This is a genomic window from Glutamicibacter sp. NPDC090743 (genome assembly GCF_044769125.1).
In the GTDB taxonomy this organism is placed as follows: domain Bacteria; phylum Actinomycetota; class Actinomycetes; order Actinomycetales; family Micrococcaceae; genus Glutamicibacter.
The window spans coordinates 62,008-81,472 of sequence record NZ_JBIVXE010000008.1 but is presented as its reverse complement, the minus strand read 5'-3'; the positions used below and the strand labels follow the sequence as shown (position 1 = coordinate 81,472).

General features: G+C 60.6%; 17 protein-coding genes. 6 read left to right on the top strand and 11 right to left on the bottom strand.

Annotated elements, in window-relative coordinates:
* Nucleotides 1-12: 12 nt before the first annotated feature.
* On the bottom strand, nucleotides 13-1,269 hold the full coding sequence (locus tag ACIQTS_RS16505) for a polysaccharide deacetylase family protein (RefSeq protein ID WP_402473922.1): 1,257 nt from the start codon (nucleotides 1,267-1,269) through the stop codon (nucleotides 13-15).
* A gap of 227 nt (nucleotides 1,270-1,496) precedes the next feature.
* On the opposite strand from ACIQTS_RS16505, the gene ACIQTS_RS16500 reads away from it, so the two are divergent.
* From ACIQTS_RS16500 to ACIQTS_RS16490, 3 genes are read left to right on the top strand one after another with little or no spacing between them, the layout of a single operon-like run.
* On the top strand, nucleotides 1,497-2,957 hold the full coding sequence (locus tag ACIQTS_RS16500) for a DUF3375 domain-containing protein (protein WP_402473921.1): 1,461 nt from the start codon (nucleotides 1,497-1,499) through the stop codon (nucleotides 2,955-2,957).
* A complete protein-coding gene (locus ACIQTS_RS16495) occupies nucleotides 2,954-3,640 on the top strand; it encodes a DUF4194 domain-containing protein (protein WP_332487651.1) in 687 nt (228 codons plus the stop codon). Before ACIQTS_RS16500 ends, ACIQTS_RS16495 begins: the two co-directional genes overlap by 4 nt.
* 3 nt (nucleotides 3,641-3,643) lie before the next feature.
* A complete protein-coding gene (locus ACIQTS_RS16490; protein ID WP_402473920.1) occupies nucleotides 3,644-6,970 on the top strand; it encodes an ATP-binding protein in 3,327 nt (1,108 codons plus the stop codon).
* 73 nt (nucleotides 6,971-7,043) lie between these two features.
* Here ACIQTS_RS16490 and ACIQTS_RS16485 read toward each other — a convergent pair whose 3' ends face one another.
* The 5 genes from ACIQTS_RS16485 to ACIQTS_RS16465 form a co-directional block, all read right to left on the bottom strand.
* Nucleotides 7,044-7,388: a DUF6176 family protein gene (locus ACIQTS_RS16485; RefSeq protein ID WP_400291457.1), complete on the bottom strand. Its 345-nt coding sequence runs from the start codon at nucleotides 7,386-7,388 to the stop codon at nucleotides 7,044-7,046.
* Between the two features lie 94 nt (nucleotides 7,389-7,482).
* Nucleotides 7,483-9,978: an ABC transporter permease gene (locus ACIQTS_RS16480; protein ID WP_402473919.1), complete on the bottom strand. Its 2,496-nt coding sequence runs from the start codon at nucleotides 9,976-9,978 to the stop codon at nucleotides 7,483-7,485.
* A gap of 3 nt (nucleotides 9,979-9,981) precedes the next feature.
* Nucleotides 9,982-10,731 carry an ABC transporter ATP-binding protein gene (locus tag ACIQTS_RS16475; RefSeq protein WP_105657341.1) on the bottom strand — a complete coding sequence of 250 codons (750 nt, stop codon included), beginning with the start codon at nucleotides 10,729-10,731 and terminating at the stop codon, nucleotides 9,982-9,984.
* Between the two features lie 122 nt (nucleotides 10,732-10,853).
* Nucleotides 10,854-11,780: a cation diffusion facilitator family transporter gene (locus tag ACIQTS_RS16470; RefSeq protein WP_332730885.1), complete on the bottom strand. Its 927-nt coding sequence runs from the start codon at nucleotides 11,778-11,780 to the stop codon at nucleotides 10,854-10,856.
* A 2-nt stretch (nucleotides 11,781-11,782) separates the two neighbouring features.
* Nucleotides 11,783-12,154 (bottom strand): metalloregulator ArsR/SmtB family transcription factor, encoded by a 372-nt coding sequence (locus ACIQTS_RS16465; RefSeq protein WP_332487663.1) that lies wholly within the window; start codon nucleotides 12,152-12,154, stop codon nucleotides 11,783-11,785.
* A gap of 81 nt (nucleotides 12,155-12,235) precedes the next feature.
* On the opposite strand from ACIQTS_RS16465, the gene ACIQTS_RS16460 reads away from it, so the two are divergent.
* Nucleotides 12,236-12,829, top strand: a complete 594-nt coding sequence (locus ACIQTS_RS16460) for a DNA-3-methyladenine glycosylase I (protein WP_105657338.1) — start codon at nucleotides 12,236-12,238, stop codon at nucleotides 12,827-12,829.
* A gap of 4 nt (nucleotides 12,830-12,833) precedes the next feature.
* The gene (locus ACIQTS_RS16455) at nucleotides 12,834-13,679 is read left to right on the top strand and encodes a DNA-3-methyladenine glycosylase family protein (RefSeq protein WP_402473918.1); all 846 of its coding nucleotides are present in this window, start codon (nucleotides 12,834-12,836) and stop codon (nucleotides 13,677-13,679) included.
* A 326-nt stretch (nucleotides 13,680-14,005) separates the two neighbouring features.
* On the opposite strand, the gene ACIQTS_RS16450 is transcribed toward ACIQTS_RS16455, so the two are convergent.
* The 3 genes from ACIQTS_RS16450 to ACIQTS_RS16440 all read right to left on the bottom strand — a co-directional run bounded on the left by ACIQTS_RS16450 (nucleotide 14,006) and on the right by ACIQTS_RS16440 (nucleotide 16,479).
* On the bottom strand, nucleotides 14,006-14,860 hold the full coding sequence (locus tag ACIQTS_RS16450) for a siderophore-interacting protein (protein ID WP_105657336.1): 855 nt from the start codon (nucleotides 14,858-14,860) through the stop codon (nucleotides 14,006-14,008).
* 63 nt (nucleotides 14,861-14,923) lie between these two features.
* Complete coding sequence (locus ACIQTS_RS16445) at nucleotides 14,924-15,391, bottom strand: thioesterase family protein (protein WP_105661618.1); 468 nt, start codon at nucleotides 15,389-15,391, stop codon at nucleotides 14,924-14,926.
* Between the two features lie 2 nt (nucleotides 15,392-15,393).
* Nucleotides 15,394-16,479: an App1 family protein gene (locus tag ACIQTS_RS16440; protein WP_105661617.1), complete on the bottom strand. Its 1,086-nt coding sequence runs from the start codon at nucleotides 16,477-16,479 to the stop codon at nucleotides 15,394-15,396.
* 96 nt (nucleotides 16,480-16,575) lie between these two features.
* Between ACIQTS_RS16440 and ACIQTS_RS16435 the strand changes: the two genes are divergently transcribed.
* On the top strand, nucleotides 16,576-17,010 hold the full coding sequence (locus ACIQTS_RS16435; protein ID WP_105657333.1) for a pyridoxamine 5'-phosphate oxidase family protein: 435 nt from the start codon (nucleotides 16,576-16,578) through the stop codon (nucleotides 17,008-17,010).
* A gap of 72 nt (nucleotides 17,011-17,082) precedes the next feature.
* On the opposite strand, the gene ACIQTS_RS16430 is transcribed toward ACIQTS_RS16435, so the two are convergent.
* Nucleotides 17,083-17,952 (bottom strand): 3-hydroxyacyl-CoA dehydrogenase family protein, encoded by an 870-nt coding sequence (locus tag ACIQTS_RS16430; RefSeq protein WP_402473917.1) that lies wholly within the window; start codon nucleotides 17,950-17,952, stop codon nucleotides 17,083-17,085.
* Nucleotides 17,953-17,988: 36 nt separating this feature from the next.
* Entirely contained in the window at nucleotides 17,989-19,446 is a 1,458-nt protein-coding gene (locus ACIQTS_RS16425) for an aldehyde dehydrogenase family protein (protein ID WP_332727377.1), read from the bottom strand.
* Nucleotides 19,447-19,465: the final 19 nt, after the last annotated feature.

The following is a 19,465-nucleotide window of genomic DNA, read 5'->3' as shown; positions in this document are numbered from 1 at the left end:
GGATTGGCCCGGTCATTCGCGCGCCGGGTCAATCACATCCTCGACTTTGAAGAAACTTCCCAGGACTGGCCGGTCACCGCGCAGTTCCTTGGCGAACTGCAACCCATCCACATTGATGCGCATCTGCCGCTGGTACTCATCACCCTGCTGCATCCATGTGCGAGTCGTACCGTCAACGCCGTAGAAGTAATCGAACCCCTGGTCCTTGAAGAACTGGTACCGTTCCCCCGCGTAGCGCTGGGTCCGGGCAATATCCGATCCAAAAGGATAGATGTAGTGCCCGGTTTTTCCCACGATCGGTTCAACTTCGGCTTTCCACAGTTTGGTGTCCCGCTTGATCCGATCCATGCTGACCGTCCCAGTGGCAATGTGCCCCCACGAATGGGACGCGAAAACCCAACCGCTGTTCTTCATCGCTTCTGCGATCTCCGCAGCCTTCTTCTGGTCAGCTTCCAGAGTCTTGCTCTGGGGATACTGGCTGGCAGAGGTGCGGTAGCCGAATGCCCCGTTGTATCCGGTCATTGCGATCAGGCCGCGAGCGTCCCGATACGTGAAATCGGGATGTTCCGCTATGAAGTCATCGACCATCGTGGTCACGTCAAAAGCGCCAACCTGCGTTTTTCCCTCCGCATCGACGTATTCGTTGCGGACCTTGCCGTCCTTATCCAGCACCAGCTTGCTGGCGAAGCCATCACCTTCCATGTATTCGTAATAGCTCAGGTAATCGATGGACAGCACCACTGGCTTCTTGCCCTGGGGCAGCATGATATCCCGATACTCCATCTGCCCCTGTTCGTCGAGCGAGGCGAAATCTTCCGGGTTGACCAGGACATAATCACGCGCATACAGCTCGTCGAGGATGGCTGCAAATTCCTTCTGGGTCACCATGTAGTCGGCGTACCCCTGAGAACTGCTGCCTTCGTCAAAGGCCCTGCCGGGATCGACAATCAGCGAATGGAAGAACAGGTGAGGTATGTTGTTCGGCTCTTCCCAAGCTGAAACCTGCCCTTTCTCTTCCTCTAGGCCGCTGGCCATCTGGTTCAGTTGTTCGGCGCTGTCTTTCTTGGCAAGTTTAATCGCCGCGTCATAGTCGTATCCGTCAGCTAGCCGGTTGATCTCGGCTCTCACGCCGTCCACTCGTGCTTCTTCCTGCTCAGCCCTTTCAACGGCAGCAGGATCCGGGGCCGGCGTTGGCGGCTCCTGTGCAGCACTGCACCCGGCAAGGCCCAGCGCCAACCCGAGCGAAATCACCAATCGTGGGTTCTTCAATGGCTGCGACCTCCGTGACCTCCACCGTGCCCGCCAGGCCGGAAGAAAACGAGTTGTCATCTGGTTATTTCGACCCTACACAGGTAGCGCTGGAGGCAACACCCTTTCAGGATGAATTACCGAACTTGAGCGATGTCTAACATTCAGCTTTTAGGGAGCTCACATTTTGGAAGGAGTCCAATGATTTAGAATTGATTGGTTAGGCGTCCCAAAGATCAAGGAAGTACATGCAGCCCTCGCACCGCGCGAATAGTTTGTGGCTTCAGTCCCAGCAGTTCAAAAGCTCGGCAGCGTATCGGCTTCTGACCGCCCAGCCGTGGGCTGTGGCCTTCATCCGCGCAGAGTTCACCGCAGACCGTTCACGGATCGCATTGGAACTTTTCCATGCCTCCTTGGATTCCTTCCTGAAGCAAGCGCGCAAAAGCGATGACCAGATTCCCGCCTCGTATTCGGCCCAGGATTTCGCCGAAACATGGGTCAAACAGGGAATTCTGGCTCGTCCGCTGATTGATGGGCGCTTCGTGTATGAACCCAGTGCGCAGACCCTGCGCACCCTGCGCTACCTGGCGGATTTTTCCACCGACGATTCGCATTTGAACTCGTCTCGCCTGAACACGTTGCTTACTTCCCTGGAATCGCTGGCCCACGAAACCGATCCGGATCCCGAAGCACGTATCCGTGCCCTCGAATCCCAGATCGCGCTGCGTCAAGCCCAAATCGACCAGCTGCGCAGCGGGGATGACCCGGCGGTGCTTTCTCGCACGACCGCCTTGTCGGCAACACGTTCCGTACTCGATCTGGCATCGAGTTTGCCAGCAGATTTCCGACGCATGCGCGACGGCGTCCAGGATATGCTCCATTCATTGCGTGAAGGCATTCTGGATGCCTCCACAGCCAAGGGCGTAGCTGTGGGCCAGGTTCTTGAAGCTGACCGTCAGTTGCGTTCCACTGCCGAAGGCGAAACCTTCAGCGGATTCACTGAATTCCTGAACTCCCCGGAAGCGCAGCAGCGTTTCCGCGCCGCATTGGCCGAAGTCCTGGACCGCGACTTCGTAGATGACCTGGAAACGCCCGAACGCCAGATCCTCACTAACCTGTTGCGTGAATTGCGCCGCCAGGCAGCTGAAGTCCATGCCTCCTATGGCAAGCTCTCTGAATCCCTGCACGCATTCGTGCAGTCCGAGGACTACAAGCAGGCCGAGCTATTGCGCCAAGCGGTCCGCGAAGCTGAACTGGCGATCAGCAAGTCCACGAGCCTGAAACCCCGCAGCGGCTTGGCCCCGATGGAGCTCTTCGCTCCGCAGTTCGTCACCCTTTCCGGTCTTGGAATCTACGACCCATCCGAGCATGTGGCTCCGCCTCCGCTGGCTCAAGCGCCAGAATTCAGCGAAGCCGACATTGTACGAAATCCCTCGACGCCCCAGGCGGACATGCAATTGCTGCGTGCATCGATCACCCGGCATCTGGGCCAGTCCAGTTCCGGTTCGATTCGGTTGGATGAAGTCTTCGAATCCTTGGATGCCGAGCAGCGGCACTTGAATTCCATTCGTGCCCTCGTGGAAATCGGGCGCACCAATGGCGAATCGCTGAACGAGAGCGATCTGCTCAGCATCTATTTCCAGCAACTCGATGGTTCGATGCGAACCGCAATCCTGCCCGCGTTAAGCTTTACGAAGGAGCCGCTATGACCAAGAGCGATTCATACGCCGCACCGATCACCGAACCCTTGTTCGAGGGCGATACCGGGAAGTTCCCGCTGCCGCTGCGCCAGCTGCTGGTCCGGTTGTTGCGCGGCCCGTACCTTGATGGGTCCATCGATGCCTCGGCTTGGCAGCTGCTGCTGGACCAGCAGCAGAGCATCAGCGATTACTTCTCCGAGATCTTCTTGGCACTGCAGCTGGACATGGACCGCAAGATCGCCATGCTTGCCCCCGTCCAGATTGAACAGGTCCACACTTCCCCTATCGCTCCGCGCCGTCCGCTGAAGCGTGATGAAACCCTGCTCGCACTGCGGCTGCGGCTGTTGCTCGAACAGCATTCGGGCAGCGGCAGCGATGCCGTGATTTCGCGTGCGGGCATGCACGAGATCCTGGCCGAGCACCGCCAGACCTCAGACCGCGATGACAAGCGCTTTGCCGAATCCTGCGATGCTGCGGTCACCCGCCTGCAGGCTCTGCGCCTGCTGACCGGCACCGAGCTGGAGAACGAGTTCCGCATTTCCCCGGCCCTGGCGATGTCGCTGCCGATCACCAATATCCAGGACATACCACGCTACATCGCGGCAATCGACGCTAATGATCCAGCTTTCAGCCTGGGAGCCGAAGAAGCTGATGACCTCGCAGAGCAGACCCCCGAGTTGGTGCAGGAGTAACCGATGAGCATTGAAATGACTCTCCCGCTGGGCGGGGCACTCAACCCAGGCCAGCATCGTCTGAGCCGGGTACAAATAGTTAACTGGGGAACCTTCCACGGCTTGCATGATCTGGCCGTGGACCGCGCCGGCACCTTGGTCACCGGCCATCCGGGCGTGGGCAAATCCACCTTGTTCGATGCGATGGGCCACGTCTTCTTCGCAACGCCCCGCCTGAACGAATCGGCCAATGACGCGGCCACCCGCGAGGACCGCCGCACCACGTTCTCCTACATGCGCGGGCGCAAGTTCAAAACCAGCGCCGGCACTGTCTACCAGCGCCCCGGCGCGACGTGGAGCGCCATCGTGCTCAGCTACGACGATGGCATGGGCAACACCGTTACAGCCGGCGCGGTCTTCGATCTGCCCGATGCCGGCCTGGAAGGACAGGTCTCCAAGCACTATCTGTTGTGCGAAGGCAAGGTCAATATTGCGGAGCTGGAAAACCACGGCCCGCGCCGCTTCACCGTGTCCTCGCTGTCCAAGGCCCTGGCACCGAGCGAGGCATTCGATACCCACAAGGCGTTCATTGAGCGATTGCGCCGCCGTTTAGGCGTCGAAAGCGATAAGGCCTTTGCCCTGTTGCGCACCTTGCAAAATGGCAAGGGCCTGGCCAAGGGCGTCAACCAGTTCTTCCGCCACGAAGTGCTGGAAGAACCAGCCACGTTGAAGGCCGCGTCCGCAGCAGTGGAAGACTTTGCCCATTTGCGTGGCATCTACCGCCAGCTGGATACCGCCCGCGCCCAGCGTGACGTGCTCGCGCAGGTGCCGGAGCAGGATCAGGCCTACCGTTCCTTGGCTGGACAGATCGCCACCGCCCGGCAATTGCTGGAAAGCGACGTGCACACCCTGGAAACCCAGGTCCGCCAGCTGGTGCTGCGCAATGACCTGAACTCCCACGAATCGGAGCTAGCCAAGCTCAAGGCCGAAGAGGCCGAGCTGCGGCAGCGCAAGGAAAAGCTCGATGACCAGCTGGCGTCGCTGGAGGCTGCCCACGACTCTGCAGGCTCTGCTTCCCTGATGCTGCTGGAGCGCGAGGCCGATGTGGCTCGCAAGGCGTTGAGCGAGAAGGAGAACGTCATCCGGACCCTGCAGCAGCAGGCCTCGGATGCTGGCTTGGCCTTCGAATTCTCAGCCACCGGCCTGGATGAGCTGCGGGCCAACGCGGCACGTACCTTGCAGCAGCTCAGCTCGATTACGCATGATGCCCAGACCGTTGAGTACGAGGCCATGGCCACCTTGGTCAACCTGCGCAAGCGCGCAGAAACGTTGGCTGACCAGATCCGCTCCTACCAGCGCCGGGCCAGCAATATCGATGACCGTTCGATAGCCGCCCGCCGAGCCATCGCTTCGGCCTGCTCGCTCAAGGAAGAACAGCTTCCGTTCGCTGGCGAGCTCATGGATGTCTCGGCCGATGCCGGTACCTGGCGTTTGGCCGCTGAAAAGGCCTTGCACTCCTTGGCCCGCACCCTGCTGGTTCCCGGGGAGCTGCTCACCCAAGTCACCCACGCCATTGATCAACTCGACGGCTTGGGCCGCGTGCGGTGGAGCGACATTTCCCAGCCGCCGCGCACCGCTGAAGCCGGCCCGGCAGACCTGGTGGCCAAGCTGGACTTCGCGCCCGGCGAAGCCGGGGCCTGGCTGAAGGCGAAGATCACCGCCGACTACCCATTGGCCTGTGTTGAGAACGATGCAGCCATGCAGGTGCACCCCAAGGCGATAACCCCGGCCGGCACCATCAAATCAGGAACCGGAAGCTTCGAGCGCGATACCCGCACGTTGCCTGCTTCCGAGTACCTGCTGGGCTTCACCAACGAGTCGAAGATTGCCGAGTTGCAGTCCAAAGCGGCACGGTTGGATGAGAAAATCGTCCAGGCCCACCAGGCTGCCGATGAACGCAGTGCGGCGAAGAACAAGATCGTGGCCAAAACCCAGCTCTTGCAGGCCCTCATTGCCGATGAGCGGACTTTTGGCCAGTTCGACGCGTCCGAGGCACTGGAAGCGTTGCGCCGCAGCGAGCAGAAGCTCGGCGATGCCTTGGCATTGTCCGGGGATTCCTCCCGGGTTCGCCAGCAAATCGAAACGGCGAAGGCCGAGGCAGAAACCCTGGTCGGGGACCTCGCACTGGTTCGTTCACGCATTGCAGATCTTGGCTTGCAGGTGCAGCGTGCGCAGCAGATCCTGTCCACCAGCGATGACTTGGGGACCGGATGGGAGCAGAGCATCCCGTCCGCGCTGCGCCAGCATCAGCTGCTTGGCCCGGTTCTCCAGCAAGTGATTGCAGGGAACTGCCCTGCCAGTGAACAAATCAGCGAAGCCTTTGCCGAGGTCAAGCTCCAGTTGGGCAGCCAGGTCAACTCCTTGCAGTCGCAGCGCCAGGAAATCGGTGGCGCGCTGAGCGAAACCTTCCGTCGTTTTGCCCGAGAATTCGGCACCTCGCACGCGCAGACCCATGGCACCACCGCTGAAGCAGCTGAGCACTACGCGCAGCTGCACGACCAGATCGTGGCCGACGGCCTGCCGCACCATGAGGCGCAGTTCCGCGAATACTTCGCGAACCGTTCCTATGAACGCTTCAGCGACCTCTTGCAGTTGCTGGATGAAGAGCGCCGGATGATCTCCGAACGCATCAAGCCGCTGAACCAGATTCTGGCAGAGGTGACTTTCGAGCATGGGTCGGTCCTTCGCTTGGAAGCAGTAAATGCGATTCCAGTTGAGGCCGGTACCTTCCGCAAGGACCTGAAGGACGCATTGCAGGAGGCTTACACCACCAAGGACGAATCCACCTTGGCCAGCTCCTACCAAGCGCTGGAGGCACTGGTTACCGCACTCAGCGACCCGGCGATGGCTTCATGGCGTTCGACCGTGCTCGATGTCCGCCAGCATGTGATGATCAGCTGCAATGAGCACAAGCCCAATGGGGAGATTGAGACCGGCTTGGAACCCGGGACGCTCTCCGGCGGCGAAGGCCAGCGCTTCACATCCTTCATCATGGGTGCTGCTCTGGCCTACCAGCTGGGCTTCGCTTCAGCCGGGTTCACTTCCTACGGCACGGTAATGATCGACGAGGCGTTCATTCAAGCCAACTCCGAATATGCAGCGGCAGGCATACGCGCGTTGCAGGAGTTCGGTTTCCATCTGGTGCTCGCGGCCCCCGAGGACAAGATCGATTTGAGCCGCCATCTGGGATCCATCACGGATATCATCAAGCACCCTGGCTCCAATATCTCAGGCTTCGTGACCACCGGCCGTTCCCCGGCCATGGCCACAACGATTACCCTACGCAGCTGAACATCCAGAACAAGGCACGAGGTCCAGAATTCGCCATAGCGAGTTCTGGACCTCGTGCTTTGGTGCTTCGCCTCTAGACCATGCTGCGCTGCACGCGTTCAGGGATCATGACCACCCGCGGGGACAGCTCTTGGGGTGCGAAGCCTGGATCGATGCACTGCTTCCAATACCTGAGGTGCACCTTGTCGATTTCATGTGCAGAGTCCTGCACCGCGGCACCGCCCTCGCCTTGGATGCTGTACCAGTAGAGGTAGTCGACGCCATCCAGGGTTTCGCTGAAGATCGTCTCCACGTATATCTTTTCGCCTTCCAGGGTTTCAAGCACCGCGGGCATATTGCTGTTCAGGAATTCCAGCCATTCATCAGCTAGCGCTGATTTGCCTGGCAGAACTCGGAATCGAGTGAGTTCAATTTTCATGTCTACAGCCTATGGGCTTGAGCCGCACCTGCGGAAAAGACAGTGGTCCTGAAAGCCTTGGCTTTCAGGACCACTGTCTTTGGCTGGCTACCGGCTATTCGACGGCCAATCCTTCAACCGGCGACAACTTTGCGGCGCGGCGGCCCGGAGTCACCGATGCCAAGAGCGCTGCCACGATGCTGATCAGCAGGACCAGTGCGAGCTGCCACCATGGGATCTCGTAGGTCATCGTTCCCATGGACGCGAGTGCCGAGCGGGCTCCAAGCAGGCCATAGGCCACGCCCAGCACCAAGCCGAGCAGGGCTGCGACGCCGCCAATCAGTACCGCTTCGGTTGCCAGCATGCCGCGCAGCTGCTTCTTCTTCAGGCCTAGGGCACGAAGCAGGGAATTCTCCCGGGTGCGTTCCAGGATCGAGAGGCTGAGCGTGTTGGCTACGCCGATCAGGGCGATCAGCACGGCCACTGCCAGCAAGGCAGAGACAATCATCAGCAGCACGTCAATGATCTGGGAGAACATCGACTTCATCACCACACCGCCATTGATCATTGATGATTCAACGCCGGTGATGGCAGAAACCTTGGTGACCAGTTCGTTGACGCTCGCTGCGTTGACGTCGGAATCCACTTTGATCAGGATCCCCGAGTACTGATTGGCTTCATCGATTTCCAGCTTGCTGAAAGTCTGCTCGGTGACGATATTTCCTGAGAGCATTGCCTCGGAATTCTTCACTGCCAGCGTTTGCCCGCCAACTTCCATCGTCGGATTTTCGGGACTACCCAGCACATAGACGATTTCGCCATCTGCCGGCACGATATTCGGGTCCAGTGCAACGTCAGCGAAGCTCGTGGGATCAACGGACATGATCTCGGCGTTGAACATTTCATCGGTCCCCATGTCCACATCCGCATATCCGGAGGTGAAGCTGGAGCTGGCGGTAATCCCGTCCACGCCATTGATTTGCTCAAGCATGTTCTTGGTCTCGGCGCCTGAAACTTGGCGGTCATAGAAGGAGACCATCATGTCGACCGGGAATTCTGCGGCCACAGCGTTGTTCAAGCTGGCCTTGGCGGTCTGGCCGCCGACCATGATCATGGACACCAAGGTCACCCCGATCAGCAGTGCCGTTGCCGTCGCGGTGGTTCGGCCCGGATTGCGCACGGCGTTCAGGGCCGCGAGCTTTCCCGCCGTCGATTTGCCAGCCACGGCCTTGCCGATCCCGGAAACGCTGCTCGGCACGAACAGCGAAGCCAGCATCAGGATCCCCGGGAAGGAAACCAGGCCACCCAGGAAGGCGACTACCAGATCCCCCTGGATCGCGCCGTAGGCCAGCAAGCTGGCGCCGGCCACGACGAACAGCGATCCGAAGATGATCCGGGCTTTGCCGGCACGGTTCTTCACGCTGGCAGCGTCGAAGGGGCGCAAGGCCGCCAGCGGTGCGAGTTTCATCGCCCGTCGAGCCGGCAGGCTCGCTGCGAACACAGTCATCAGCACGCCGACGAGAATTGGGATGGCCAATCCCTGCGGGGTCAGGGCCAACGCCGCATAGGACATCTCCGGCACCATCACGTGCAGCAGCTGGATCAGGCCCGCCATCAGTGCGACGGCTAGCAAGACACCGAGAATCGAGGCAAGAATGCCAATGAGCAGTGCTTCGATGAGCACCGAGCTTCGAATCTGCTTGCGCTTGGCGCCCAGGATGCGCAGCAGTGCCAGTTCGCGGGTGCGCTGGGCAATGACTACGGCAAAGGTATTGACCACAACCAGCCCGGTGACCACCAGTGCAATCAGTGCGAAGACCAGCAGGATCACGCTGAGTTGGTCGGTGCCTCCGGTGAACTGGGCGACTTCGTTCAAGACCTTCTCATCGGCGGTCACCACCGCCATGTCAGCCATCTTCTTGCCGGTAAACAGCTTCTCCAGCTCTGCCTTCAATGACTCGTCGGAGCCGTCGCCATTGACCACGATTTCGGTGATCAGCGCTTGGCCGCCGGAAAAGTGCTGCCACGCTTTCTCGCTCATGCCGGCCAAGGCGTAGGCCGAGGTCCGCGGGTTGGTGGTCGAGCGCTGGATGCCCACGATGTTGTAGTTCGCCGGCGAGATCGCGCCATTTTCCAGAGCCACGACGTCCCCGATGGACACGCCCATTTCCTTGGCGTGGGAAGCATCGATAATGATTTCGTTGGAACCTTGGGGCGCCCGGCCCTCAATTAATTCCATGCCGCCCAGCCCCTGGTCGGGATCTACTGGCTGTGCGGACACGCCGTAGCTGTTGTCCGCCGTGCGCAGCAGGCCATCGGCGTAGGCCAGGCCATAGGCGGTGGAAACTTCAGGCAGGTTCCGGACATCTGCGATGTCCTTGAGGCTCAGCTCGGTCAACTCCTCGGCGCCGGGAACCAGGTCCCAATCGGGGTAGGCGACCAGATCGGCGTTCTTGTAGGCGTCTCCGAGCGAATTCTTCAGTGTCGCCTGGGTGGATGAGTTCACCGAAAGCGTTGCGGCAAGAAAGGCGGTGCCGATGGCCACAGCCAGGATGACGGCGATATATCGCCGTGCATAGGTCTTGATATTCGAAAGTGCTACGTGCAGCATTGCTTACTCCGCCAAGGAGGCCAGGGCCTCGGTTACGGTAGCCACGGTTGGCTCCTGGATGGATCCGACAATCGTGCCGTCCTTCATCAGCAAGACATTGTCTGCATAGGACGCGGCCACCGGGTCGTGGGTGACCATGATGATGGTCTGGCCCATTTCACGGGTGGACGTGCGCATCAAGGACAGCACTTCGGCGCCGGTACGCGAATCGAGGTTGCCGGTCGGCTCGTCGCCGAAGACCACTTCCGGCCGGGTGAGCAGTGCTCGGGCTACCGCGACACGTTGCTGCTGGCCGCCGGAAAGTTCATGCGGCTTGTGGTTCAGGCGGTCGCCCAGGCCGAGCGCCTGGATGACGGTGTTGAACCAGTCGCGATCGTGCTTCTTGCCGGCCAGCGACAATGGCAGCAGGATGTTGTCCTTGGCGGTGATGGTTGGCACGAGGTTGAAAGACTGGAAGACAAAGCCGATCTGCTCGCGGCGCATCTCGGTCAGCTGGTCATCGCTCAGCTCCAGCAGGTTCTTGCCGCCGATGATGATTTCGCCGGAGTCGGCGGTATCAAGTCCAGCCAGGCAGTGCATCAGCGTGGATTTTCCGGAGCCCGATGGGCCCATGATGGCGGTGAAGCGGGATCGTTCGAAGGAAACGTTTACGTCGCGAAGGGCCTCAACCCGGGTGCTGTCATGCCCGTAGGTCTTGGTCAAGCCGCGGGCAGCGACCGCATTTTCGGTTTTTGGCAGAGTCTCAGAAGTCATATTAGAAATACTACAAAGCGCCTAGCCAAACCCGCATCCATCATCAGGACCTAGTTTGCCGGGGGTGCGTCATACCAAGGTATGAGCATATCCGTGGACGCTCTGCCCCCGCAGGTTACCGATTAGCAGCCATGTTCGCGTTCGGTTTTCTGGTGCGATGCCGGCTCAATCTGGAAGGTCGAGTGCTCAACGCTCACGGTGAAATGATCTGCCACGCACTGCTGCAAATCCCGCAGCAGCCCACCGGCTACCCCAGCGGAGAACATCGAGTCCTCGACCACCACATGGGCGGTGAGCACCGGAAGGTTGGAGGCAATCTGGCTGGCGTGCAGATCGTGCACCGCAATCACCCCGGGCAATGCCTCCAAATGCGCTTTGACCCCGAGCAGGTCCAGGCCCCTAGGCGTGGATTCGAGCAGGATGTGGGTGGTTTCCCCCAGCAGTTTCATGGCCCGGGGAACGATCAGGGCGCTGATCACCAGGGCTGCCACGGAGTCGGCGCGCATCCATCCGGTGTAGGTGATAACCAGCGCGGCGATGATAACGGCAACCGAGCCCAGCGCGTCGTTGACTACTTCCAGGAAAGCCGCACGCATATTGAGGTTGCTATTGCGTCCGGCGGAAATGATCCACATGGAGATGACGTTGCCCAATAGGCCGATGATGCCGAAGGCCAGCAGTCCCTCCGGTTGGACCTCTGCAGGGGTGAAGAGCCGCCGCACGGCGTCGATGGCCGCATAGATGCCCACAGCCAGCAGCAACGCCGATTGGAAGGTGGCGGAGAGGACTTCTGCGCGGCGGAATCCCCAGGTGCGCTTGGTCGTTGGCTTGCGCATGATCAGGTTGGCAGCGGTCAGAGCCAGCAATAGCCCCAGGGTATCGGTCAGCATATGCGCTGCGTCGACCAGCAAGGCCAGCGAGTTGGTGACGATAGCGCCAACAACCTCGGCGACGAGGATTGTAGCGGTGATGGCGAAGGCCCAGGCCAGGCGGGTTCGGTTTGCTCCGGAATGATCATGGGAGTGCCCGTGAGAGTGATCGTGTCCCAAGTTCAGCCTTTCTTCGGATCCATGCTGTGCGCTTCTTCCCAATGGTGATGGGATGCCTCTTGCGGCAGAAGCGCCGAGGCGGCAGCGGTCAATGCGTCAAGTGCTTCGCTCTGGCCCAGCGAGTAGATGCTGGCCCGGCCCTGGCTTCGGACGTGCACCAGGCCGGTGTCCTTCAGGCAGGACAGATGCGCGCTGACCGTGCTTTGGGCAAGGCCCAAATGCTCGGTCAGTTCCCTGACCTTATGCTCCCCGGTGCGCAGATGGTCCAGAATCAGCAGCCGCGCCGGGTCAGCGAGCGCGTGGAAGAGCGCAGCGAACTGGAGCTTGCCGCTGCGGATTTCCGATGCATCGATATCTGACTCTATTATCGCCATATAACGATGATAGGTGACTTTGCCGCGAAACGGAACGTTGCATGGCCAACTGCGCAGCGCGATGGATGGCAAGATGAAAATATGACTGAAGATCTCATCGTTGGCGAAGACGGATTGGCGCGCCCTCGCTGGGCCGCCTCGAATGACATGCTCCGCACGTACTACGACGCCGAATGGGGCATGCCGATCACCTCCGAAGAGGGACTTTTCGAGCGGCTGAGCCTTGAGTGCTTCCAGTCAGGCCTGTCCTGGGCCATCATCCTTTCCAAGCGTGAGTCGTTCCGCCGCGCTTTCGAGCACTTCAATCCCGAGAAGGTCGCATTATTTACCGAGGACGATTTCAATCGCCTGATGGAAGACGCCGGGATCGTGCGCAATAGGCTCAAGATCCGCGCAACGATCGCCAACGCAGAAGCGACCCTGATGCTGCGCGAAGAGGGCGGCCTCTCGGATTTCGTGTGGTCCTTCAAGCCGGAACAGACCCCGGCTCCGCGTAATTTCACTGAAGTACCCACGCAAAGCCCCGAGTCCAAGGAACTGGCCAAGGCGCTGAAGAAGCGGGGTTTTAAGTTCGTGGGCCCGACCACCATGTACGCGTTGATGGAAGCCATCGGCATGGTCGATACCCATCTGGTCGGATCGCACCGCCGCGGCACTTCCGGCATTTGGGCCTGAGGTCATGGAACTGCGCCTACCGGCAACGGGAATTCTGGACGTCGGCCACGCACTGGCAGTCCTGGAATTGCATTCGCTGCCTGCCCAGGAGCGGCTGGATGCCGCTGCGGCCCAGGTGCACCGCGTCCTGCAGCTGGACGGGAACCTGGTTGAAGTTTCATTGAGCCTGGATCCTGCAGGCGTATCGCTCACCCACGACGCCCCGGCTGAATCCATTGCGCGCCTCACGGAGATCATCAACCATTGGCTTGGACTGCAGCAAGACACCACAGCTGCTTATGAAGCGCTCCAGGCCCTTCCTTGCTACCAGCCGCTCGCGATGGCTTACCCCTCCTTGCGGCTCATCAGCTACCCGGATATTTTCGAGGCCCTGGCCACCACGATCATTGGACAGCAGGTGTCCTTGGCGGCGGCACGGACCCTCGGCGGGCGCTACGTCGGCGCATTGGGCCAGCAGCATGGCTCGGGCCTTCGGGCTTTCCCCACAGCGGCCTCAACGGCCGCCTGCACGCCTGGGGAATTGCGCGCAATCATTCGCTGCCCGTTGCCGCGGGCAACGGCGCTGCACGCGGTAGCCGAATGGTTCGAGCACAGTGGAAAGTTCCTGCTCAGAGACGTGCCGGCATTCCTGGAGCAGCTCCAAGGGCTGCGCGGCGTGGGGCCATGGACGCGCAATTACCTTGCCCTGCGGGGTTTGCGGGATCCAGAGATCTTCCTGGAGTCGGATCTGGTAGTTCGCCGAGCCATGAGCAAGCTTCATGATCGCGGTGTCGCTGTGGCGCCTCCACCGAAGGGTGCGGGCTACCTGGCCACGTTGCTGCTGTGGTCCTTCGACGCCGCCAAGCTGTAGCAACGAGAAAGGGAGCTTATCAAGGTGTGCAATCCTGATAAGCTCCCTTTTCGACGAATCGGCCGACTGAGCAAGTCAGCCGATTCTCCATTCCCCTTATTCAAGCCGGCTACGCCGCTCGCTGCTTCGAGGTGAGCAGCCCCGGCAAGCAGCGAACTAGCCGATAAATATCGGTCAAGCTTGACGCTTCTCCCGACCACACACGGGAGAAGCTCTGGAATAAGCATATCCTAAGAACCAGTAATAACGTCAAGCCCTGTTTGCGTAATTTTTCAATTTATTTCTTAGGTCGCTCTAACTTGCTCGATTTTGTCCGCGCCAAAAGACTAGTCGGCGAAGATCTTGCCAACTTCCGTACGCTTCTCGGCCTGGAATGCATCTTCTGCACGGCCAAAGGCCCAGTAGGCAGATAGCGACATGTCGCGGCGGTCCACGCCATGCTCGTCATAGAAGTATGCGCGCAGCTTCTTCATGACTTCGCGCTCACCGTGGGCAAAGACCTGCACCCGGCCCTCGGGCCATGGAATCCCCCGGACCACGGACTCCAGGATCGTGGTTTCAGGGGAGAATTCGGCACCGCGGTGAATCCAGCGAATTTCCACGCCGGCCGGCGCCTGCAATTGCATTTCGTCAGCCTCGTCGGCAACTTCGATGACCACCAGGCCCCGCATCTGCGGGGCCATGGACTCCAAGGAGGCCGCAATGGCGGGAATGGCAGTTTCATCTCCGGCAAAGAAGTGGAAATCGAATTCATCCTTGGGGACAAACATTCCGCCCGGGCCCGAGAAGCAGATCGATGAGCCGATCTGCGCGTCACGCGCCCAAGGACCTGCTAGGCCCTCATCGCCATGAACCACGAAATCGACCTCGATGGTTCCCGCCTGCATATCGCTGCGGCGCACGGTATAGGTACGGCGAACCGGCAGATCCTCGGGAGCCAGCCGCTCACGCAGCGCTTCCATGTCATAAGGCAATTCAAGGCCCAGTTCCGGCTTCGCGAACAGGAACTTCACGTAGCGGTCGGTCACCGGCTTGTCTGCGAAATCGCAGATGCCTGGACCGCCAAGGGTGAGCCGCACCAGATGAGGTGCGATATTCTCGCGCTTGAGGACCTGCAGGAGGACCTGGGGGCGCGCAGGTCGGCCTCCAGTTTGCGGGCGATCACCAGCCGGCTGGGACACAAAATCACTTCCTGTCTTAATAAGGGTAGATAGATCAATCCTAATTGACGGGAGCGCAAGTGGTTACTTCGGGAAGGTCGGAGGACCTTCATATGCACTGAGCGCCGCGCGTTCTCCGGGACTCAAACGCTGCACCCGCGAGGACACCGGGTCGAAATAAGCCAACGTAGTGGAGGCCTTGACGCACAAATAGTCCTCCACCGGGTCACGGAACTCGTAGCAGATATCAAAGCTGGCAGGCTTGACATTGGCAACCCAGAGATCGACATTGACCGGCACGTTGCGGTATTCCAACGGGCGGGAATACCGCACCCGATGCTCGACAACGAGGATCTGGGTTCCGGCAGGCACTGCAGAGAAGATATCGGCCTGCGGCTGCGAGCCTGGCGCGCCGGTGCCACCGGGCACGCCGAAGCCGGCGATTCGCGCTTCTTCCATTAACCGGATCAGATTGACATTATTGACATGGCCGTAAGCATCCATGTCGCCCCAGCGCATAGGGACCTGCACCCGCAGGATGCTTTCTTCCATGGCTAATCTTCCTTCAGCAGGTTTGCGCCGTCATTGCCCACGATCCCCAACTTGGCCAGCTCCCGAAGGATCCGGGCTCCGTCCGGCTCGTAGACCCAACGCACCCCGGGGGTGGTTCGGCGCAGCTCATGCGAACGTCCGCCGGCTAGCACCGCTTCCGAAGGGGTCAGCTGGCGGATCACAATAGCCCGTACCAATTCGGGGTAGCGGCGCGCGAACTCCGCATAAATGGCCGGATCATGCTGGCCGTCATCGCCGATGAGCACCCATGAAATGTGCGGGAATTCTTCGGCCAGGCGGCGCAGCTGGTCAACCTTGTGCTGCATTCCGCTGCGGAACCAGGAACGGTCTGTTGGCCCCCAGTCGGTGAGCAGCAACGGCCCCTTCGGGTACAGGTTGCGCGAGATGAAGCGCTGCAGGGTCTGCGCGACATTCCATGCGCCGGTGGAAAGGTAGATGGTCGGAGCTCCCGGATGCTCAAGCAGCACCTTCTGGAGCATCACCGCCATCCCGGGGGTCGCCACGCGGGCATGCTCGGAGAGCACAAAGGAGTTCCACGCCGCCAGCATGGGGCGCGGCAGTGCGGTGACCACGACGGTGTCATCCACGTCGCTGATCACCCCGAACTTCTGCGCCTGGTCGATAACGAGAATCTTCGCCTGCGCGGCATCGCCGTTGTGGGCATGAAGCCGGATCTCATTCCAGCCCGCGGGCAGGTCGACTACCAGCTTCACATCAATCACGCCGCCACGGTCAGCCTGGACCTCGAAGCGCTGGTCGCCAACGTCAATGCTGACCTTGCCGCCGGGAAGGATCGGGGAAATGAAATTGCGGAAACCGCGAATGCCATCGGCAATGACCTGGGCTTGGTGCTGCCCGTCTTCAAAGGCGCCGGGCTTGGCCAGCACAACGCGGGCGAAGACGCGAATCCAGCCGCCGCTCGGTCCGGTAGAGCCATATCCCACATAGGGAAGGATTACCGCTTGGTGGCCGTTGGCCAGGGCGCGCCGTGCACGCCAACGATGCACTCCGTCTTCCATTCGCGAAGCTACATGCCGGGCATCGCCATCAGCCGAAATATGACTCATAGCCCCAGTCTTTCATGTCGACCGCCAAGCACGGGAAAACGACAACTTGTGTCTCGAGCCCTTGCCTTTTTCTACAAAGAGTAGAAAGCTGGTGCTATGAAATTCGAACACGAGCTCAATAGTCCGGTCCTGGTATTGGATGAGGACCAATCGTGGCAGCTGCTCTCGCACAGCTCCCACGGACGCGTAGCAACTTCGGTTGCAGGGTTGATCGATATTGTTCCGGTGAACTACGCGGTGCACAACGGGAAGCTGTTCTTGCGCACCTCGCCCGGTAATAAGCTTGCGGCCATGGCGATCAATGAAAAGATCGCTTTCGAGGTCGACGGCATCCTTTCCGATGAAGCTTGGTCCGTTGTAGTGCACGGCAGCGCCGAAGTATTGGAGCATGAGGCCGATATCAAGGAGGCCCGCGAAAGCGGCGTCACTCCCTGGATCCCCACCCAGAAGGATTTCTGGATTCGGGTCAACATTGATTCGGTCTCCGGGCGCCACTTCGAGCTTGGCGAGCAACCAGAGGTCGCTGAATAGTTCTCTCCGATCTGCACGGCAAACGCCGCCGCCCGCCCAATGGCCATCGGGCTGGCAGCGGCGTTTCCAGCTTTAAGCCGATGCCTGGGAATAAGGGTAGAACCCTTCTCCGCTCTTGCGTCCGAGCTTGCCCGCAGCCACCTTTTCGGTGATCATCGGGTGCGGCTGGTCGGCCTCGTCACCGGTCTCGGCGTAGGTCGCCTGGGCGATGAAATCGATAACATCAAGGCCCACCAAGTCCATCAGCTCGAACGGACCCATGGGGTGGCCCAAAGCGGTCTTCGCAGTGGTATCGATATCCTCGATGCTGGCGATTCCCTGGTGAGCCAGGTTCAGCGCCTCGGCGTTGATCGCACCCATCATGCGGTTGGCAATGAAACCCGGAATCTCCTTGTTCACCAGCACCGGGTTCTTCCCCAGCTGGTTGGCTACCTCGGTAACAGCCTGAATCGTGGCATCGCTGGTCTGCCCATGGCGGACTATTTCAACGCACTTCATGACCAATGCAGGGTTGAAGAAGTGCATATTGCACACCTGCGCTGGACGGCCGCTGGCCTGGGCCAGCTTCGAGGAGGGCAGCGTCGATGAGTTCGTCGCCAAGATGGCGTGGGCCGGTGCATGCTCGCCCAGTTGGGCGAAGATCTGCTCCTTGATGTCCAGGCGCTCCACAGCAGCCTCGATCACCAAGTCGGCTGTGGAAGCAGCCTGGTTCAAGTCGGTGTTCTGGCTCAAGCGCCCCAGCGCCGCAGCTGCCGTGGGCTGGTCTAGTTTGCCTTTGGCCACGCGGCCGGCAGCCCAGGACTCCAGATCGGTGCGTGCTGCGCCCAACGCGTCGGCAGAGATATCCTGCAGCACGGTGGCGTAGCCGCCCAGCGCGCAGCTCATCGCGATCTGGCGGCCCATGGTGCCGGCACCGATCACCAAAATACGTTCAATCTTCATTGACCATTCTTTCTTTGCAGTCCTGGCCTGCGCCTTTTAGCCGCGCAGGTAGGTCGTCGTGGTGTGCGTGTAGAACTCGCGAGCTGCTGCCCCTTGTTCCTTCGGTCCGTAGCCCGAAGCTTTCGCACCGCCGAAAGGCACGTGCGGGTCAGCTCCGGCTGACTCCGAATTTACATGCAGAATACCCACGTCGAGAGTTTGTTGCGCCTCCAGGGCCAGCGCAAGATTCGAGGTGAACAATGCCAGGCTCAAACCGTATTCCGAGTCTTCTGCAGCCTCGAAAGCTTCCTTCCACCCGTTGACTCGGCGGACGGACACGATGGGCGCGAAGAATTCTTCCTGCCAGGCGCAGTTGGCTCGCCCTGCTTCCCCCTCCGGAAGTTCCAGAATGGTTGGTGCCAGGAAGCTGCCGGTTCCCGGGGCCAACCCGCGATAGCGCAGTGTTGCGCCCTGTGCCAGCGACCGGTCGATCCCCTGTGCCGCCGAGTTCGCCGCTTTGGCATCCACCAGCGGTCCCATATGCACTGACGGGTCCAGCGGGTCCCCGGTCACCCACTGCTCCAGCCTTTCGGTGAGCTTGGCCAAGAATGCGTCGGCGATGGACTCGTCGAGAATCAGCCGGCTGGTGGCCGTGCACTTCTGGCCGGTGGAGCGGAAGGCCCCGAAAAGCACCTGCTCGCTGGCCAGGTCCAGGTTTGCGTCGGCCAGCACTACCGAAGCATTCTTGCCGCCCATTTCGGCCTGCACCGGAATCCCCCGGGCCGCACCTGCCGCGCAGAGTTTGCGCCCGACTCCGGTGGAACCGGTGAAAGTCAGCCCGTCCAAATGCTCATTGGCGATGAAGGCATCACCCAGCGCGCCCGGGCCGATGACCAGGTTCAGTACACCAGCGGGCAGCCCTCCGTGCTCCAGGGCCTGCACAAAGCGCATGGCCAGCAACGGCACCAGGCTGGCCGGCTTGAACACCACGGTATTGCCGAAAACCAGCGCCGGGGCGATCTTCCAAGCCGGAATCCCGATCGGGAAGTTGAACGGGGTGATCACCCCGATCACCCCCAGCGGCTTGTGGGTAACCAGAATCTGTTCCCCGGCACGCGGGGATTGGAAGACGGTGCCGGCAGCGCGCTCCGCTTCGCCGGAATAGTAGGCCAGGATCTGTGCGGCCCGCAGCACCTCGCCGATTCCCTCGGCTCTGGTCTTGCCCTCTTCGGCGGCCAGTTCCGCTCCGAAGTCCTCCGCATGCTCCTTCAGGTATCCGGCGGCCTTGGCCAGAATCGCCCCGCGGGCGGCCATCGGAGTGGACGCCCAGGATTTCTTGGCCCGGTGGGCGGCGCCGAAAGCGGCGTCCACCTGGTCCACGCTGGCCGCGGTGCCCTCCGCGAGCACGATGGATTCGTCGGCGGCCGCCTTCGAATCGATGCGGCGGCCTTCGCCAGGCACCCATGCGCCATTGATGCAGTGCTCCAGGGTGGCAAGTGTTGTGGAAAGGTTCATTTGCTTGGTTCTCCCGTCT

Bases quoted from the DNA above. Each gene is read 5' to 3' on its own strand.
- ACIQTS_RS16425 (WP_332727377.1), bottom strand. From the start codon at position 19,446: ATGAACCTTTCCACAACACTTGCCACCCTGGAGCACTGCATCAATGGC.
- ACIQTS_RS16430 (WP_402473917.1), bottom strand. From the start codon at position 17,952: ATGAAGATTGAACGTATTTTGGTGATCGGTGCCGGCACCATGGGCCGC.
- ACIQTS_RS16445 (WP_105661618.1), bottom strand. From the start codon at position 15,391: ATGGAAGAAAGCATCCTGCGGGTGCAGGTCCCTATGCGCTGGGGCGAC.
- ACIQTS_RS16495 (WP_332487651.1), top strand. From the start codon at position 2,954: ATGACCAAGAGCGATTCATACGCCGCACCGATCACCGAACCCTTGTTC.
- ACIQTS_RS16500 (WP_402473921.1), top strand. From the start codon at position 1,497: ATGCAGCCCTCGCACCGCGCGAATAGTTTGTGGCTTCAGTCCCAGCAG.
- ACIQTS_RS16480 (WP_402473919.1), bottom strand. From the start codon at position 9,978: ATGCTGCACGTAGCACTTTCGAATATCAAGACCTATGCACGGCGATAT.
- ACIQTS_RS16435 (WP_105657333.1), top strand. From the start codon at position 16,576: ATGAAATTCGAACACGAGCTCAATAGTCCGGTCCTGGTATTGGATGAG.
- ACIQTS_RS16475 (WP_105657341.1), bottom strand. From the start codon at position 10,731: ATGACTTCTGAGACTCTGCCAAAAACCGAAAATGCGGTCGCTGCCCGC.
- ACIQTS_RS16440 (WP_105661617.1), bottom strand. From the start codon at position 16,479: ATGAGTCATATTTCGGCTGATGGCGATGCCCGGCATGTAGCTTCGCGA.
- ACIQTS_RS16485 (WP_400291457.1), bottom strand. From the start codon at position 7,388: ATGAAAATTGAACTCACTCGATTCCGAGTTCTGCCAGGCAAATCAGCG.
- ACIQTS_RS16460 (WP_105657338.1), top strand. From the start codon at position 12,236: ATGACTGAAGATCTCATCGTTGGCGAAGACGGATTGGCGCGCCCTCGC.
- ACIQTS_RS16465 (WP_332487663.1), bottom strand. From the start codon at position 12,154: ATGGCGATAATAGAGTCAGATATCGATGCATCGGAAATCCGCAGCGGC.
- ACIQTS_RS16490 (WP_402473920.1), top strand. From the start codon at position 3,644: ATGAGCATTGAAATGACTCTCCCGCTGGGCGGGGCACTCAACCCAGGC.
- ACIQTS_RS16455 (WP_402473918.1), top strand. From the start codon at position 12,834: ATGGAACTGCGCCTACCGGCAACGGGAATTCTGGACGTCGGCCACGCA.